Source organism: Catenuloplanes indicus (assembly GCF_030813715.1).
Classification (GTDB): Bacteria; Actinomycetota; Actinomycetes; order Mycobacteriales; family Micromonosporaceae; genus Catenuloplanes; species Catenuloplanes indicus.
The window spans coordinates 6,440,570-6,456,316 of the sequence record NZ_JAUSUZ010000001.1; the positions used below are offsets into that span (position 1 = coordinate 6,440,570).

General features: G+C 73.3%; 14 protein-coding genes, 1 pseudogene and 1 riboswitch. Of the genes and pseudogenes, 8 read left to right on the forward strand and 7 right to left on the reverse strand.

Annotated elements, in window-relative coordinates; all coding sequences use genetic code 11:
- Nucleotides 1-28 precede the first annotated feature (28 nt).
- Nucleotides 29-343, reverse strand: a complete 315-nt coding sequence (locus J2S42_RS29265) for a DMT family transporter (RefSeq protein ID WP_307244222.1) — start codon at nucleotides 341-343, stop codon at nucleotides 29-31.
- 15 nt (nucleotides 344-358) lie between these two features.
- Nucleotides 359-428: riboswitch (guanidine-III (ykkC-III) riboswitch) on the reverse strand.
- A 100-nt stretch (nucleotides 429-528) separates the two neighbouring features.
- On the opposite strand from J2S42_RS29265, the gene rimO reads away from it, so the two are divergent.
- The 6 genes from rimO (at nucleotide 529) to pspM (ending at nucleotide 5,848) form a co-directional block, all read left to right on the forward strand.
- Nucleotides 529-1,992 carry a 30S ribosomal protein S12 methylthiotransferase RimO gene (rimO, locus tag J2S42_RS29270; protein ID WP_307244224.1) on the forward strand — a complete coding sequence of 488 codons (1,464 nt, stop codon included), beginning with the start codon at nucleotides 529-531 and terminating at the stop codon, nucleotides 1,990-1,992.
- The gene (gene pgsA / locus J2S42_RS29275) at nucleotides 1,989-2,633 is read left to right on the forward strand and encodes a CDP-diacylglycerol--glycerol-3-phosphate 3-phosphatidyltransferase (protein WP_307244226.1); all 645 of its coding nucleotides are present in this window, start codon (nucleotides 1,989-1,991) and stop codon (nucleotides 2,631-2,633) included. Before rimO ends, pgsA begins: the two co-directional genes overlap by 4 nt.
- The gene (locus J2S42_RS29280) at nucleotides 2,626-3,129 is read left to right on the forward strand and encodes a CinA family protein (protein WP_307244228.1); all 504 of its coding nucleotides are present in this window, start codon (nucleotides 2,626-2,628) and stop codon (nucleotides 3,127-3,129) included. Before pgsA ends, J2S42_RS29280 begins: the two co-directional genes overlap by 8 nt.
- Nucleotides 3,130-3,519: 390 nt before the next feature.
- The gene (locus J2S42_RS29285; protein WP_307244230.1) at nucleotides 3,520-3,948 is read left to right on the forward strand and encodes a helix-turn-helix domain-containing protein; all 429 of its coding nucleotides are present in this window, start codon (nucleotides 3,520-3,522) and stop codon (nucleotides 3,946-3,948) included.
- 218 nt (nucleotides 3,949-4,166) lie between these two features.
- Entirely contained in the window at nucleotides 4,167-5,036 is an 870-nt protein-coding gene (locus J2S42_RS29290) for a PspA/IM30 family protein (protein ID WP_307244232.1), read from the forward strand.
- A gap of 5 nt (nucleotides 5,037-5,041) precedes the next feature.
- Nucleotides 5,042-5,848: a phage shock envelope stress response protein PspM gene (gene pspM, locus J2S42_RS29295; protein ID WP_307244233.1), complete on the forward strand. Its 807-nt coding sequence runs from the start codon at nucleotides 5,042-5,044 to the stop codon at nucleotides 5,846-5,848.
- On the opposite strand, the gene J2S42_RS29300 is transcribed toward pspM, so the two are convergent.
- Complete coding sequence (locus J2S42_RS29300) at nucleotides 5,778-6,617, reverse strand: DNA-formamidopyrimidine glycosylase family protein (protein ID WP_307244235.1); 840 nt, start codon at nucleotides 6,615-6,617, stop codon at nucleotides 5,778-5,780. The genes pspM and J2S42_RS29300 overlap by 71 nt on opposite strands.
- Nucleotides 6,618-6,677: 60 nt before the next feature.
- On the reverse strand, nucleotides 6,678-7,454 hold the full coding sequence (locus tag J2S42_RS29305; RefSeq protein WP_307244237.1) for an SAM hydrolase/SAM-dependent halogenase family protein: 777 nt from the start codon (nucleotides 7,452-7,454) through the stop codon (nucleotides 6,678-6,680).
- An 82-nt stretch (nucleotides 7,455-7,536) separates the two neighbouring features.
- Here J2S42_RS29305 and J2S42_RS29310 point away from each other — a divergent pair, with 82 nt between their 5' ends.
- Nucleotides 7,537-8,460, forward strand: a complete 924-nt coding sequence (locus tag J2S42_RS29310) for an LLM class F420-dependent oxidoreductase (protein ID WP_307244240.1) — start codon at nucleotides 7,537-7,539, stop codon at nucleotides 8,458-8,460.
- On the opposite strand, the gene J2S42_RS29315 is transcribed toward J2S42_RS29310, so the two are convergent.
- From J2S42_RS29315 to J2S42_RS29330, 4 genes are all read right to left on the reverse strand, one after another.
- On the reverse strand, nucleotides 8,437-9,732 hold the full coding sequence (locus tag J2S42_RS29315; RefSeq protein WP_307244241.1) for a hypothetical protein: 1,296 nt from the start codon (nucleotides 9,730-9,732) through the stop codon (nucleotides 8,437-8,439). The two genes, J2S42_RS29310 and J2S42_RS29315, sit on opposite strands and share 24 nt — an antisense overlap.
- A 36-nt stretch (nucleotides 9,733-9,768) precedes the next feature.
- Nucleotides 9,769-9,969: a DUF397 domain-containing protein gene (locus J2S42_RS29320; RefSeq protein ID WP_307244243.1), complete on the reverse strand. Its 201-nt coding sequence runs from the start codon at nucleotides 9,967-9,969 to the stop codon at nucleotides 9,769-9,771.
- A gap of 26 nt (nucleotides 9,970-9,995) precedes the next feature.
- Nucleotides 9,996-10,847 carry a DUF5753 domain-containing protein gene (locus J2S42_RS29325; RefSeq protein WP_307244245.1) on the reverse strand — a complete coding sequence of 284 codons (852 nt, stop codon included), beginning with the start codon at nucleotides 10,845-10,847 and terminating at the stop codon, nucleotides 9,996-9,998.
- A gap of 279 nt (nucleotides 10,848-11,126) precedes the next feature.
- Nucleotides 11,127-11,498 carry a hypothetical protein gene (locus tag J2S42_RS29330; RefSeq protein ID WP_307244247.1) on the reverse strand — a complete coding sequence of 124 codons (372 nt, stop codon included), beginning with the start codon at nucleotides 11,496-11,498 and terminating at the stop codon, nucleotides 11,127-11,129.
- Nucleotides 11,499-11,621: 123 nt separating this feature from the next.
- Here J2S42_RS29330 and J2S42_RS29335 point away from each other — a divergent pair.
- A pseudogene (locus tag J2S42_RS29335) lies at nucleotides 11,622-15,395 on the forward strand (DEAD/DEAH box helicase); the annotation flags it as partial.
- Between the last annotated feature and the right edge of the window lie 352 nt (nucleotides 15,396-15,747).

Genomic DNA, 15,747 nt, shown 5'->3' on the forward strand with positions numbered 1-15,747 from the left:
GCCATCGTATGACCAACGTGCGTTGGTGTTAGTGGAAGAACTTGAGCCCCGCGACGCCGCAGATGACCAGCATCAGACAGAGGACGCGGGGCAGCGAGGCGGACTCACCCAGCACCGTCATGCCGACGATCGCGGTGCCGACCGCGCCGATCCCGACCCAGACCGCGTACCCGGTGCCGACCGGGATCGTGCGTAGCGCGTAGCCGAGACCGGCCATGCTGAGCACCAGCGCGACGCCGAAGATCGTGGTGGGGAGCCAGCGGGAGAAACCGTCGCTCTTCTCCAGCGCGATCGCCCAGACCGTCTCGAGCAGACCGGAGACGACGAGAACCAGCCAAGCCATGACGAGTCACCACTCCAGCGGCCGTCTTTGCAAGACCGGGTACGACCGCACTCGTCCGGGACGGCCGCGGTGCTGCGGGCGTCACGTCAGCGACGGTAGCAACGCCGATCGCCCGCCGGCCACCCGTCGGTGGCCCACCTCACCGGGCGACTTCGAGGTATCGGCCGACATGCCGGTACCCTCGGGTGGTGTCTGTAACACCTTCTTCTCCCAGCCGGCGCGTCGCCATGCTCACCCTGGGCTGCGCCCGTAACGAGGTCGACTCCGAGGAGCTGGCCGCCCGTCTCGACGCGGAGGGCTGGCAGGTCGGCACGGACGCGGAGAACGCGGACGTCGTCCTGGTCAACACCTGCGGCTTCGTGGAGAAGGCGAAACAGGACTCGATCGACACCCTGCTCGCCGCGCACGAGACCGGCGCCAAGGTCGTCGCCGCCGGCTGCATGTCCGAGCGGTACGGCAAGGAGCTGGCACAGAGCCTGCCCGAGGCGTCCGCGGTGCTCGGCTTCGACGACTACCCGGACATCTCCGCCCGGCTGAACGCGGTGCTCAACGGCGAGAAGCTGGACGCGCACACGCCGCGGGACCGCCGCGAGCTGCTGCCGATCACGCCGGTGGCCCGGCGCGACACCACCGTCGTCGTCCCCGGTCACGCGGTGGTCGACGCGGCCACGCCCGCGCACCTGCGCCCGGTGCTGCGCCGCCGGCTGGAGAACGGGCCGGTCGCCTCGCTGAAGCTGGCCAGTGGCTGCGACCGCAAGTGCGCGTTCTGCGCGATCCCGGCGTTTCGCGGCGCGTTCGTCTCCCGTAAACCGGACGAGCTGCTGGCCGAGGCGGAGTGGCTGGCCGGCACCGGCGTCCGCGAGCTGGTCCTGGTCAGCGAGAACTCGACGTCGTACGGCAAGGACCTGGGCGACCCGCGCCTGCTGGAGAAGCTGCTGCCGCAGCTGGCCGCGATCACCGGCATCGTCCGGGTCCGGGCCAGCTACCTGCAGCCCGCGGAGACCCGGCCCGGCCTGGTCGAGGCGATCGCGAACACGCCGGGCGTCGCGCCCTACTTCGACCTGTCGTTCCAGCACTCCAGCGAGCCGCTGCTGCGCCGCATGCGCCGGTTCGGCTCCACCGACCGCTTCCTCGACCTGCTCGCGTCCGCGCGGCAGCTCTCGCCGGAGGCCGGCGCGCGCAGCAACTTCATCGTCGGCTTCCCCGGCGAGACCCGGGCGGACGTGGACGAGCTGATCCGCTTCCTGTCCGAAGCCCGGCTGGACGCGGTCGGCGTGTTCGACTACAGCGACGAGGACGGCACCGAGGCCGCCGGCCTGCCCGGCAAGGTCCGGAAGAGCACCATCAAGAAGCGGTACGACGAGGTCGTCGCGCTCGTCGACGAGCTGGTCAACCAGCGCGCCGAGGAGCGGATCGGCAGCACGGTCGAGGTGCTGGTCGACTCGGTCGAGGACGGCGAGGTGGAGGGCCGCGCCCACCACCAGGCGCCGGAGGTCGACGGCTCGACCATGCTGGTGGCCGGCGACGCGGGGGTGGACCTCGCGGCGCTGCGGCCCGGCGACTTCGTGCGCGCGACCGTGACCGGCACCGAGGGCGTGGACCTGGTGGCCGTACCGACCGAGATGATCTCAGCGGCGGCCGCCCGGTGACGCCGTCGGGTGACCCGACGCAAGCCGCCACGGACACCCCCGAGGCGCCGATCCACAACCCGGCCAACATCCTGACCCTGGTCCGGCTCATCCTGGTGCCGGTCTTCGTGGTGCTGGTGGTCTGGTCCGGGTTCGACGAGTCGTTCCTGCAGGTGCTCGCGGCCGTGGTGTTCCTGGTCGCGTCGCTGACCGACTTCGTCGACGGCTGGGTGGCGCGGCGGTTCGGTTACGTCACCCGGCTCGGCAAGGTCGCGGACCCGATCGCGGACAAGGCACTCACCGGCGCCGCCCTGGTGCTGTTCTCGCTCTACGGCCTGCTGCCCTGGTGGGCCACCGCGGTGATACTGGTCCGCGAGTGGGGCATCACGCTGCTGCGGCTGTGGGTGATCCGGTACGGCGTGATCGCGGCCAGCCGGGGCGGCAAGGTGAAGACCGCGCTGCAGACGCTGGCGATCGCGCTGTATCTCTGCCCGCTCCCGGCCTGGCTCGATACGATCGCGGCGTGGGTCATGTGGACGGCCGTCGCGGTCACCGTGATCACCGGTGTCGACTACGTGCGCCAGGCGGTCCGGCTACGCCTCGCCGCCCGCCGGCCGGTCCGGCCGCGCGGCGTCGTCCGGGAGGGAGATCTGGGTGCCTGAGGGTTCGTCCGTCGCCGCGACCGTGGTCGCGGCGCTGACCAAGGCCGGCCAGACCGTCGCGTCGGCCGAGTCGCTCACCGGCGGGCTGGTCGCGTCGACGCTGGTGGACGTGCCCGGCGCCAGCTCCGCGTTCCGCGGCGGCGTGGTGGTCTACGCGACCGAGCTGAAGGCGACGCTGGCCGGTGTGTCCGCGCCGCTGCTGGCCGAGCGCGGCCCGGTCGACCCGGACGTGGCGGCCGCGCTGGCCGAGGGCGTGCGGGAGCGGTGCGGCGCGGACTGGGGGCTGGCCACCACCGGCGTGGCCGGGCCGGAGCCGCAGGACGGCAAGCCGGTCGGGCTGGTCTACGTGGCGGTTGCCGGGCCGGGCGGCACCGAGGTGCGGCGGCTCGACCTGAGCGGCGGCCGGGTGGTGATCCGGGTGACCACCGTCACCGAAGTGCTGCGGCTGCTGGCCGACCGGCTGCGGGTGAGCGTGCTCCCGGCCGCCACCGCATAGCGAGCGCCCGGCGTCAAGGGATCACGCTTGTAGCGAACGCACGCGCACCTTCCGTGACGATCCCACGCGTGAGCTGGGCGGTTCGCGACGCGTGCGCCCGGATGCGGCCGGGGCCGGCCGGGCGGGCGGGCGGCTCGGGTCTCCAGCGTCACACGCTGCTCGTACCCGGGAATGATCTTTGTGTGCCGGGGGTTCCGGTTTTTCGCGGGTGGTTGTCCGCGCGGGCCGAAAAGCCCTCGCGGCGCTCCGTAGACTGGGGTCTTCGCCGTGCACCCTCCGGGGTGGGCCCGCCGATTCGGCGGCGGGGTGAGATGTCAGTACCCACGACCAACGGGTACGGTTGCGGGAAGCCTCCGGCGCTTGCCGGCGGCCCTCGCAGGAGGAGGTGCGATGGTCCTGCTACGCCGGGTGATCGGTGATGCACTTCGTGCGCGCCGACAGGGACAGCACCGGACCCTGCGCGAGGTGTCGACCGCGGCCAACATGAGCCTGGGATACCTCTCCGAGATCGAGCGAGGGCAGAAAGAAGCGTCCAGCGAGCTGCTGGCCGCGATCTGCGACGCGCTCGGCGCTCAGCTCTCCGAGGTGCTGCGCGAGGTCGCCGACACGATGGCGCTCGCCGAGCAGATGCAGGGCGTGCTCGTGCCCGTGCAGGACGACGCGAAGGCGCCGGCCGACGAGCACCCGATCCGCCAGGTGCACGCGGAGGGCGACGTCTCCGTCTCGGTCCGGCAGGACACGCCGCTCAAGGCGACACTCCGTGCCACCCGCAAGCCCCGCCCGGGCGACCGCGGCCGCGACGTGATCTACGCGGCCTGACCGCCTCCGACCGCTGCACGCCTGGTCCCCGCTTGGAGACCAGGCGTAATCTCGTGGGATCGGGGGCACCCTGATATCCCCCCGAGGTCGCATGACGGGCTGGTTTTCACCTGCCACGATGGAGACCGTGCCGCACTGCGCGGCCGCCGTCGTGTCGGACCGGGAACCACCCGGCCCGTGCGGGCGAGACGTGAAGACACCGAGGGGATAGCGCGATTATGGCGAACCCGTTCGTCAAGGGCTGGCGATACTTTCTGGCGCTGTTCGGCGCCAAGATCGATGAATATGCCGATCCCAAGGTGCAGATCCAGCAGGCGATCGAGGAGGCCCAGCGCCAGCACCAGCGGCTGGTCCAGCAGGCCGCCGCGGTGATCGGCAACCAGCGCCAGCTGGAGATGAAGCTCTCCCGGCAGATGTCCGAGGTCGAGCGCCTCCAGGGCATGGCCCGGCAGGCGCTCGTGCTGGCCGACCGCAAGCGCGCCGAGGGCGACGAGGCGGAGGCGCAGAAGTACGAGCAGACCGCGCAGACGCTCGCCACCGAGCTGGTCTCCGCCGAGCAGACCATGGAGAGCACCAAGACACTCCACGACCAGTCGCTGGCCGCGGCCGGTCAGGCTCGCCAGGCGGTGGAGAACAACGCCATGATCCTGCGGCAGAAGCTCGCCGAGCAGACCAAGCTGCTCAGCCAGCTGGAGCAGGCGAAGATGCAGGAGTCCGTGGCGAAGTCGCTGGAGTCCATGTCGTCGCTGCAGGCGCCCGGCAACACGCCCTCGCTGGACGAGGTCCGCGAGAAGATCGAGAAGCGGTACGCGACCGCCATGGGCCGCGCAGAGCTCGCGTCCAACTCGGTCGAGGGCCGCATGCTCGAGGTGCAGAAGTCGACGCTGGACCTGGCCGGCGAGTCCCGGCTCGACCAGATCCGCGCCAGCATGGCCGGCAACCAGCTCGGCGGCGCGTCCGGGCAGACCGCGACGCCGGCCCCGCAGGCCGCGCCGACCGAGAACCAGGCGCACGTGGCCCGGCTGGACGAGATCCGCGCCAGCATGGCCCGGGAGAAGAAGACCGGCGACACGAGCGCCGCGGGCTGATCGAGATGGCGGCGGACGAGCGGTCTCGGTACCTGCGGCAGTCGCGCAAGCTGCGCGGCGCCGCCCGCCGGTGGAGCGTGCTCGGCGGCACGCTCACCGGCGCGGCGGCGATCCTCACGCCGTACGCGGGTCTCGGCCTGCCGGACGCCGCCTGGGCCGCGGCGGCCGGTGGTTCGGCCGTGCTGGCCGCCTGGCGGTGGGCGGACCTGCGCCGGCACGACGCCGAGCCGCTCCCGCCCGCGCCCACCCCGGCCGCGATCGCCTCGGCGCGGCAGGCCCGGCTCGTCGCGATGGTCGAGCAGATCCCGGCCGGCCGCACCGCACTGCAGGAGCTGCGCCGCCAGCGGGCCCGCGCGGAGCTGAAGGGCTCGGCCGCGGTCGACCCGTGGCTGCGCCTGGACCGGGCGGCCGGCACGCTGGCCGGTCTCGCACCGCGGCTGACCGGCCACGGCGCCGCGGTGCTGCCGGAGGCCGAGTCCGCCGAGGCCTCGCTGCGTGACCTCGCGCACCGGCTGGCCGGCGTGGAGCGCGCGCTGCGCTTCGCGCCGCCGGACGGGCGGGCCGGGCTGGAGGAGGCCCACCACACGCTGCTGGGCCAGCTGACCGACGGCGTCACCGCCTACGAGACACTGGTCGCGGCCGCGGCCGGTTACGTGGCGGAGGACGCGCGGGCCGGTGCCCACCTCGGCGACGCCGGCACCGCGAGCCGGCTGACCGAGGCCGCCGATCTGCTGCGCGGTGTCACCGACGCGTTGACCGAGCTGCGTCCGCCGGGCCCGGCCCCGGCTGGCAGCGGGGGCACCAGTAGGTGATGCGTTCCGCCGCGGTCTCGCCGTCCGGCGCGTGCTTCGCGATCGCGGTGCCGCACCGGCGGCACGGCTGGGCACGCCGGCCGTAGACGTAGTTCGCCTCGTTCTTGCGCATTGAGCCGGTGGTGGTCTGCAGCCACCGGCCCCGGTTCGAGGCGAGCAGGCGGTGTGCGAGGTCGGCCATGCCGGGCAGGTCCGGCACGTCCCGCACCGGCGTCCACGGGTTCACGCCGCGCAGGAACAGCAGTTCGCACTTGTAGAGGTTGCCGATCCCGGCCAGGTTGCGCTGGTCCAGCAGCGCCTCGCCGATCTCCCGGTCCGGTGCCGCCTCGATCCGGCGGACCGCCTCGGCCGGGTCCCAGCCGGGCCCGAGCAGGTCCGGGCCGAGGTGGCCGACCAGGTCGTCCTCCCGATCGGTCGGGATCAGCGTCAGCTCGTGCAGGTGGTAGCCGACCGCGACGCTCTCCGCGGTGCGCAGCACCACCCGGATCAGGTGCGCGGGACGGCCGGCCCAGCGCTCGCCGGTCGCGTAGACCCGCCAGGCGCCGTCCATCCGCAGGTGGGAGTGGAGGGTCAGCGTGCGGCCGTCCGCGGCCTCGCGCAGGCGCAGCAGCAGGTGCTTGCCGCGGGCGGCGGACTCGGTCACGGTCCAGCCGGCCAGCGACTCGGTGGCGAGCGCGGGCACCCGGAAGTCCGAGGCGGTGAGCAGGCGGCCGGTGAGCGCGCGGTTCAGCACGCGGGCGGTGTTCCACACGGTGTCGCCTTCGGGCATTGCCGCATTCTTTCGCACCGGCGGCCGGGCCACCCATCCGGCGTCCGGATCACCGGCGGGTCAGGCGCGGGCCACCCGGATGAGATCGCCGGGGACCACCGAGAGCACCACCGCGGCCCGCCCGCCGTGCACCGCGACCGCGACCCGGCCCGCGGAGTCGACGTAGACCACCAGGCCGCCGCGCGGTGCGTCCGAGATGGTGGTGCCGCGGACCGCCTGGACGCCGCCGACCACCAGCCGGTCGGCCAGCGTGCCGATGGCGTCCGCGCCCGCGGCCAGCTGCACGTTGCCGAACCGGTCGATCGTGGTCACCTCCGCCTCCAGCCAGCCGTCGCCGCTCGCCACCACCGGGTCCGGCAGCCGGGCCAGGTCCGCGAGCGGGATCCTTGGACCGGCGTCGGTGAGCGGGGCACCGGCCGCGATCCGCGCGGCGACCGGCGCGTAGACGTCCCGGCCGGGCAGCGTGCCGGAGATCGAGGGCAGGAACCAGTCCGTGTTCGTCAGCATCACCGCGGTCTCGGCGCCGCCCAGCGCGTCCGCGGCCCAGGGCAGCAGGCCGTTGTCCGGGCCGACCAGCACGCCGCCGGGCGTGCGCAGGCCGATCGGGCGCAGCGTGCCCGGCCCGGCCACCGCCACGTGCACGGCCGGTGGCAGGTGCGGCACGGTCTGGGCCAGCACGGACGCGGCCCGCCGGACGTCGCCGGGCGCCACCGCGTGTGTGACGTCGATGACCCGGGCCGCCGGTGCGGTCCGGGCGATCACGCCGTGGCAGGAGGCGACGAAACCGTCGGAGAGCCCGTAATCGGTGGTGAGGCTGATCCAGTCATAGCCGGCCATGCATGGACCGTAATCCCGGGTCAGGGCTCTTGCACAGGGGATGAGCGGCCGGTCGGACGATCCTGGTGGCAGAGTAAGGCGCATGAGGCTCTGTATCTTCACCGAACCGCAGCAGGGCGCCAGCTTCGCGGATCAGCTGCGGGTGGCCCAGCGCACCGAGGAGAACGGCTTCGACGCGTTCTTCCGCTCCGACCACTACCTTTCGATGGGCGGCACCGGCCTGCCCGGTCCGACCGACTCCTGGGTGACGCTGGGCGGGATCGCGCTGCAGACGTCCCGGATCCGGCTCGGCACGCTGGTCACGTCCGCCACGTTCCGGCTGCCCGGACCGCTGGCGGTCAGCGTGGCGCAGGTGGACGAGATGAGCGGCGGCCGGGTCGAGTTCGGCCTGGGCAGCGGCTGGTTCGAGGCCGAGCACACCGCGTACGGTATCCCGTTCCCGGCGGTCGGCGAGCGCTTCGACCGGTACGAGGAGCAGCTGGAGATCATCACCGGGCTGTGGGGCACGCCGGCCGGTGAGACGTACTCGTTCTCCGGCAAGCACTACCGGCTGACCGACTCGCCCGCGCTGCCGAAGCCGGTCCAGTCGCCGGTCCCGGTGATCATCGGCGGCAACGGGAAGAAGCGCACGCCCGCCCTTGCCGCGAAATACGCGGCCGAGTTCAACGTGGCGTTCAACAAGGTCCCGGACGCGGGCAAGGCCTTCGACCGGGTACGCGCCGCGTGCGCCGAGGTGGGCCGGGCCGAGCTGCCCACGCTCTCCGCCGCCGTGGTGCTCTGCGTCGGCAAGAACGACGCCGAGGTGCGCCGCCGGGCCGCCGCGATCGGCCGGGACGTCGAGGAGATGCGGGGCAACGGCGGCGCGGCCGGCACGCCGGACCAGGTCATCGAGCGCATCCAGGAGTACAAGGCGCTCGGCGCGACCCGGATGTTCCTGCAGATGCTCGACCTGTCCGACCTGGACCACCTGGACCTGGTCGCGTCAGAGATCGCTCCGCACGTCTGAGACCGTCTCCGGGCTCGCCGGCTGCCTCGGCGGGCCCGGGGCCGGCTCCTGGGCCGCCGCCGGCAGGACGATGTCGCGGACCGCGAGGTAGACCGCGCGGACCGCGAGCGTGCGCTCCACCTCGTCCAGGATCGGCGCGAAGAACTGGCGGCGATGCTCTGTGTCGCTCATCGACGTGACCGCGAAGTACATGCTGCCGAACGCGGCCAGCAGCAGCGCGTTGCGCAGCAGCGCGACCGGCACGCCGAACGACGCCGCGGACGTGCGCGGTGGCGCGCCGATCCACTGCTCCGCGGTCTCCGGCAGGACCACCAGCAGGCCGAGCGTGAGGAAGAACGTGAACAGGCCGACGCCCACCACGGTCGCCTGGATCAGCTGCCGGGTGGCCAGCATCAGCAGTAGGTTGCCGATCTGCTGCCCGGTGAGCGGCGCCGGCCGTAGCGCACCGTCCGGCGCGATCTCCTCCATCGGCAGCTCGGCCAGCGGCGTGCGGCGGCACTCCTTGCTCAGCCGCGCCGGGTGCAGCTCCTGCTCCACCCGGCCGACCTCGTCGCGCAGCCGTGCGGCCGTGGCCAGCACGGTCACGGCCGCGAACAGCAGCACCACGGCCCAGACCCGGACCCAGGGCAGCCGGTCCATCGCCTGCCACAGCTCGCCGGTGAAGAAGAAGAACAGCGTGACGAAGAGCAGCGTGGGCAGCGCCCGGCCCTGGATCCGCACGCTGTTGCGCATGTCGTGCACCGCGTGCCGCAGCCCGCGCCGGATCAGCGGCACCACGCCGTACGACGTGGCCAGCCAGGCGGCCGCGAACACCACCGCGAAGATGCCCAGGAACGCGGCCACCGCACCGGCGAACGTGGTGCTGTGCGCGCCGATCCGCTCGCCCACGCCGACGTCCGGTGACGAGTTCGACCGCGAGATCAAGAACTCCAGCGACGGTACGACCAGCGGCATCACGGCGTAGCACACCAGGATGGCGCCGGCGGTCCGGCGGGAGAACCGGGGCAGCCGCCGGCCGAACGCGGTCAGCCCGGTCCACACCGCCACGCCCACGGCCAGCGTGCCGGCCAGCACCCACCACCAGTACGCCTGGTCGGCCCACTGCCGCACCAGCCAGAGCAGGCTGGTGACCGAGACGAACGCCAGGAACGGCAGCATGCGGGGGAGCACATGCCGCCGGAAACCGTAATCCTCGATCATGAGCGGGACGCCCCGGCGGACGAACCAGCGCTCGGTCTGCCGGACCAGTGCCCGCGATGCCGTCAAAGCCACGCCGCGCATCCTCCCAGACCGCCGGCGTGCGGGTGGTCAGCCGAACGTGTCCTCGCACACGCCGGCCACGAACGCCCGCCACCCCGCCGGCGAGCAGAGCAGTATCGCCCCGGACGGCCGGCGGCTGTGCCGGATCGCGGCCCGCCCGTCCGCCGCCCGGCCCACCTCGACGCAGTTACCGCCCGCGCCCTGGCTCCGGCTGCTGGTGTGCCATCCGGTGATCTCGTTCCCACGCATGCGCGCGCGCCTCTTTCCGATGATCGTCAGCTTTTGAACTCGTCCGCTATGTCCGCGATGAGGCGGGTGGAGTCGGCCGGTTCCAGCGCGGCCTCGCGCAGCGTGCGGTAGGCGGACGCGAACCGGCCGGTCCGCGGACCCTCCTGGAACGTGCGGCCGGCGATCGTCTCCGTGTACGCCACGTCCGGGAACGGGTCCGGCATCTCGAACAGCAGGAACGCGCCGTCCAGGCCCGGGTGTGCGCCCGCCCCCGCCGGGAGCACACTGATCTCTATGTGCCGGCGCCGGGCCAGCCGGCCCAGATGCATCAGCTGCTCGCGCATCACGTCCGGCCCGCCGACCGGGTTGCGCAGCACGGACTCCGCCACTATCGCCGCGACCCGGGTGGGCTTGGGCCCCTCGATCGCGCGCTGGCGGCGCAGCCGCAACTGCACCCACCGCGCTATCCGGTCGTCGTCCGCGTCCGGCCCCTCGACCGTACGGATCATCGCCTCCGCGTACGCCGGGGTCTGCAGCAGGCCGAGCACGTACAACGCGTCGTAACTGCCGACCCGCTTCGCCCGCTGCTCCAGCCAGATCAGATCGCAGAATGTTGGGTCGTAAATCACATCGGAGAATTCGTCGATCCAGTCGTCCCGGCGCCACACCTCCTCGCTCAGCCGGGTCAGCCGGGTCCGTTCCCGTCGCTCCGAGACGCCGTACAGATCGAGGAGCATCTGGACGTCGTGCCGCGGGATCGGCCATTCCGCGTTCTCGAACCTGCTCAGTGCGGAGAAGTTCCGTTTCAGGTGCTCGGCGACCTGACGAAGCGTCAGGTTGCGCCGTTCGCGCAGGTCGCGCAGCTCCCGGCCGAGCCATTGCGCGCGTAACGTGGGCACTTTACGGCCCTTCGAGTCGAGCATCGCCCCCCCAGGTCGGACGAAAAAGTGTGATGCCCCTTCATTTCCCTCCATCGATCGGTGGGAGAAGTCGGCCGCGATGTAGACAAACATCACGGACCACGGCATCGATCGGCGCCAACGCGACACCGTACCGGATGATCGGTAAGCGATCCAGCACGCATTGCCACCAAACCCTTGTCAGGCAGGCCTTACGGCATGGGCCAGTCTGGTGTGGATGGTGCCGATTTTGCGCTTTAGCGGCCGATTCCCCGCGGGTCAGAACACCCTGCGTGCACTCTGGACCGGTCCGGTGTGCTGGGTGGGCACGTCCGCGGTGACGATCAGGTCGGCGCGGCCGAGGTGCTGCGCGGTCTCGTTGATCACCCGCTGGTCCGCCGCGAGCGAGCGGACCGGCAGGCGGTCGTGGCGGGCGTCGCGGCGCAGCACGAAGTAGTGCACGGCCGCGCGCACCCGGGCGCGGTCGGCCGCGCACGCGTGCGTGGTGGCGCGCAGCAGGTGGCGGAGGCTGGCGGCCAGTCGCTCGGCGAGCGCGAGGTCGTGCCGCCCGCGTGCGGTGCGCAGCGTGGCGAGGTGGCCGTCCACCTGGCGGATCAGGACCTCCGTGTCGTGCTCCAGGCCACGCTGCACCTCGACCCCTTCCGCGACTTTGCCTGAAAAGTTACTTTATTAACGCTTTTCGCCGCAAAATGGCGACGCCTCGGGTTTCGGTCACCGGCCTCGGGGCAATGCTGCGGCGGCCGGCCGCAGAAAATGTCGTACCCGGCGGGCAGGATGGTGGGCATGGCTACGGCGCTGGCGGAGTTCGGCGCGGCGACCCGGGAGTGGTTCGCCGCCGCGTTCGCCGCGCCCACCCCCGCGCAGGACGGTGCCTGGCGTGCCATCGCGGCCGGCCGGCACGCGCTGGTCGTGGCGCCGACCGGTTCGGGCAAGACACTGGCCGCGTTCCTCGCCTCGCTCGACCGGCTGTCCCGCTCCGCGCCGCCGGAGGATGCGCGGCAGCGGTGCCGCGTGCTTTACGTCAGCCCGCTCAAGGCGCTCGCGGTCGACGTCGAGCGCAACCTGCGCGCGCCGCTGACCGGCATCCGGCACGCCGCGTCCCGGCTCGGGCTGCCCCCGCCGGACATCACGGTCGGCATGCGCACCGGCGACACCCCGGCGGACGAGCGTCGTGGCTTCGCCCGTACCCCGCCGGACATCCTGATCACCACGCCCGAGTCGCTGTTCCTGCTGCTCACGTCCGCCGCGCGGGAGTCGTTGCGCGGCGTCGAGACGGTGATCATCGACGAGGTGCACGCGGTCGCGGCCACCAAGCGCGGCGCGCACCTCGCGCTGTCGCTGGAGCGGCTCGACGCGCTGCTGCCGAAGCCGGCGCAGCGCATCGGGCTCTCCGCCACGGTCCGGCCGATCGAGGAGGTCGCGCGCTTCCTCGGCGGTGCCGCGCCGGTCGACGTGGTGCAGCCGCCGTCCACGAAGACCATCGAGGTCAGCGTGCAGGTCCCGGTGGAGGACATGACCGCGCTCGGCGACGACTTCGGGTCCGGGCCGGAGCCGGACGGCGGCCCGCCCGACCCGGGCCGGTCCCGGCCGTCGATCTGGCCCGCGGTCGAGGAACGGGTCTATCAGCTGATCACCGAGCACCGGTCGACCATCGTGTTCACCAATTCGCGGCGCGGTGCGGAGCGGCTCTGTGCCCGGCTCAACGAGCTGGCAGAGGAACACGCGGTGCCGGGGGAGGGCGCTCCCGGCCGTACCGATGCCGGTGCTGGAACTTCCGCCGGCAAGGTGGCGGGGATGCCGGCGGAGATCATGGCGCAGTCGGGTCAGTCGCACGGCACGCCGACGATCATCGCGCGGGCGCACCACGGCAGCGTCTCGCGCACCGAGCGCAAACAGATCGAGGAGGCGCTGAAGTCCGGCGACCTGCCCGCCGTGGTCGCCACCTCCTCGCTGGAGCTGGGCATCGACATGGGCGCGGTCGACCTGGTCGTGCAGATCGAGGCGCCGCCCACGGTCGCGGCCGGGCTGCAGCGCGTCGGCCGGGCCGGGCACCAGGTCGGCGCGGTCTCCCGCGGCGTCGTCTTCCCCAAGCACCGCGGTGACCTGCTCTCCTGCGCCGTGGTCGCGGAGCGGATGACGGCCGGCGCGATCGAGGAGATGCGCTACCCCCGGAACCCGCTGGACGTGCTGGCCCAGCAGATCGTGGCCATGGTCTCGATGGACGCGTGGACCGTGGCGGACCTCTCCGGCCTGCTGCACCGGGCCGCGCCGTTCGCCGAGCTGCCGCCGTCCGCGCTGCACGCCACGCTCGACATGCTCTCCGGGCGGTACCCGTCGACCGCGTTCGCCGAGCTGCGCCCGCGCCTGGTCTGGGACCGCACCGGCGACGTGCTCACCGGCCGCCCCGGCGCGCAGCGGCTCGCGGTCACCAGCGGCGGCACCATCCCGGACCGCGGGCTGTTCGGCGTGTTCCTGGCCGGTGGCGAGCGCGGCGCCCGGGTCGGCGAGCTGGACGAGGAGATGGTCTACGAGTCCCGGGTCGGCGACGTGTTCCTGCTCGGCTCGTCCTCCTGGCGGATCGAGGACATCACGCCCGACCGGGTACTGGTCTCGCCCGCGCCCGGCCAGGCCGCCCGCATGCCGTTCTGGAAGGGTGACTCGCCCGGCCGCCCGATCGAGCTGGGCCGGGCCATCGGTGCCCGGCTGCGCTCGCTGGTCAAGGCCGGTGACGAGGCCGCGGTCGAGACGTTGCGCAGCGAGGGCCTGGACGAGTGGGCCGCCGGCAACCTGGTGACCTACCTGCGAGAGCAGCGCGACGCGGTCCGCGCGCTGCCGGACGACCGCACGGTCGTGGTCGAGCGCTTCCGCGACGAGCTGGGCGACTGGCGGATGGCCGTGCACTGCGTGCTCGGCTCCAAGGTGAACGCGCCGTGGGCGCTGGCGATCGGACGCCGGCTGACCGAGCGGTACGGGGTGGACGCGCAGGTCGTGCCGTCCGACGACGGCATCGTGGTCCGGCTGCCGGACACCATGGACACGCCGCCCGGCGCCGACCTGATCGTCTTCGAGCCGGAGGAACTGACCCAGCTGGTCGAGGAGTCGGTCGGCACGTCCGCGCTGTTCGCGTCCCGGTTCCGCGAGTGCGCCGCCCGCGCGCTGCTGCTCCCGCGCCGCGACCCACGCCGCCGCCAGCCGCTCTGGCAGCAGCGCCAGCGCGCCGCCCAGCTGCTCGACGTCGCCCGGGAGTACGCGGACTTCCCGGTCACGCTGGAGGCCGCGCGCGAGTGCCTGCAGGACGTGTTCGACCTGCCCGGCCTGCTCGGCCTCGCCCGCGACCTGGCCGGGCGCAAGGTGCGCGTGGTCGAGGTGGAGACGCCGCGGCCGTCGCCGTTCGCGCGGTCGCTGCTCTTCGGGTACGTGGGGGCGTTCCTCTACGAGGGCGACGCGCCGCTGGCCGAGCGCCGGGCTGCCGCGCTCGCGCTGGACGCCACCCTCCTCGGCGAGCTGCTCGGCCGCGTCGACCTGCGCGAACTGCTCGACCCGGCGGTGGTCGCGGAGACCGAGGCGCGCCTGCAGTGGCTCACCGAAGAACGCCGTCCGCGCGACGCGGAGGACGTGGCCGAGCTGCTGCGCCTGCTCGGGGACCTGTCCCCGGCCGAGCTGGCGCTGCGCGGCGCCTTGCCGGAGTGGGCTTCAACTTTGCGCGACGCGCGGCGGGCCGTGCCGGTGCGGATCGCCGGCGAGGAGCGGTGGATCGGCATCGAGGACGCGGGCCGGGTGCGGGACGCGCTCGGCGTCGCGCTGCCGGTCGGCCTGCCGGAGGCGTTCCTCGCGCCGGTGCCGGACCCGCTCGGCGACCTGGTCGCGCGCTACGCCCGGACGCACGGACCGTTCTCCGCGGCCACCTGCGCGGCCCGGTTCGGCCTCGGGGTGTTCGTGGTCGAGCAGGCGCTGCGCCGGCTGGCCGCCGCCGGGCGCGTGGTGACCGGCGAGTTCTCCCCGGTCGCCGGCGGCGCGGCCGGCACCAGCGAGTGGTGCGACGCCGAGGTGTTGCGACTGCTCCGCCGCCGTTCGCTGGCCGCGCTGCGCCGCGAGATCGAGCCGGTCCCGGCCCGCGCGCTGGCCACGTTCCTGCCCCGCTGGCAACAGGTCGGCGGGGCTGCCCGCGGCGTCGAGGCGGTCGCCGCCGCGATCGACCAGCTGCAGGGCGTCGCGGTCCCGGCGTCCGCACTGGAACGGCTGATCCTGCCCGCCCGCGTCGCCGACTACACCGCCGGGCACCTCGACGAACTGTGCGCCACCGGCGAGGTGATCTGGTCCGGTGCCGGCACGCTCCCCGGCAACGACGGCTGGATCACGCTGGCGTACGCGGACGCGGCCCCGCTCGTCCTCCCCCCGATCGACGACGCGCTGCCACTGACCCCGCTGCACCGCGCGATCCTGGAGACGCTGGCGGACGGCCAGGCCCTGTTCTTCCGCTCCCTGTCCGACCGCGCGATCCAGACGCTGGCCGCGAACACGGCTGCGTCGTCCGCTGCGCCGGATGAGGCCGCCGTCTCTCCGGACCGGTCGCCGGCCGGCGCCGACGGCCGGAGGGTGCCGGGCGGGCAGGGGCGCGGCCGGGCCGGGAGATCACGCGGCGCCATCGCCGCATCCGCGACCGACGTCGTGACCGGCTCGCCGGCTACTGACGCGGCCGGTTCGCCGGTCGCCGGCGAAGGGCTGGCGGAGGCGTCACTCGCCGCATTCACGACAGCTGCCGCATCGCCGGTCGAGGGTGACGAGGGCACGCCAGCCAGCCGGTCACGCCGCCGGGGCCCCGGGTCCGGCGGCGCGGTATCCGCGGCGGACGGCGCGGCATCCGTGGCTGGGGGCGCGG

Coding starts and splice junctions, on each gene's coding strand:
- J2S42_RS29265 (WP_307244222.1), bottom strand. CDS start 343: ATGGCTTGGCTGGTTCTCGTCGTCTCCGGTCTGCTCGAGACGGTCTGG.
- J2S42_RS29285 (WP_307244230.1), top strand. CDS start 3,520: ATGGTCCTGCTACGCCGGGTGATCGGTGATGCACTTCGTGCGCGCCGA.
- J2S42_RS29290 (WP_307244232.1), top strand. CDS start 4,167: ATGGCGAACCCGTTCGTCAAGGGCTGGCGATACTTTCTGGCGCTGTTC.
- pspM (WP_307244233.1), top strand. CDS start 5,042: ATGGCGGCGGACGAGCGGTCTCGGTACCTGCGGCAGTCGCGCAAGCTG.
- J2S42_RS29300 (WP_307244235.1), bottom strand. CDS start 6,617: ATGCCCGAAGGCGACACCGTGTGGAACACCGCCCGCGTGCTGAACCGC.
- J2S42_RS29305 (WP_307244237.1), bottom strand. CDS start 7,454: ATGGCCGGCTATGACTGGATCAGCCTCACCACCGATTACGGGCTCTCC.
- J2S42_RS29310 (WP_307244240.1), top strand. CDS start 7,537: ATGAGGCTCTGTATCTTCACCGAACCGCAGCAGGGCGCCAGCTTCGCG.
- J2S42_RS29320 (WP_307244243.1), bottom strand. CDS start 9,969: ATGCGTGGGAACGAGATCACCGGATGGCACACCAGCAGCCGGAGCCAG.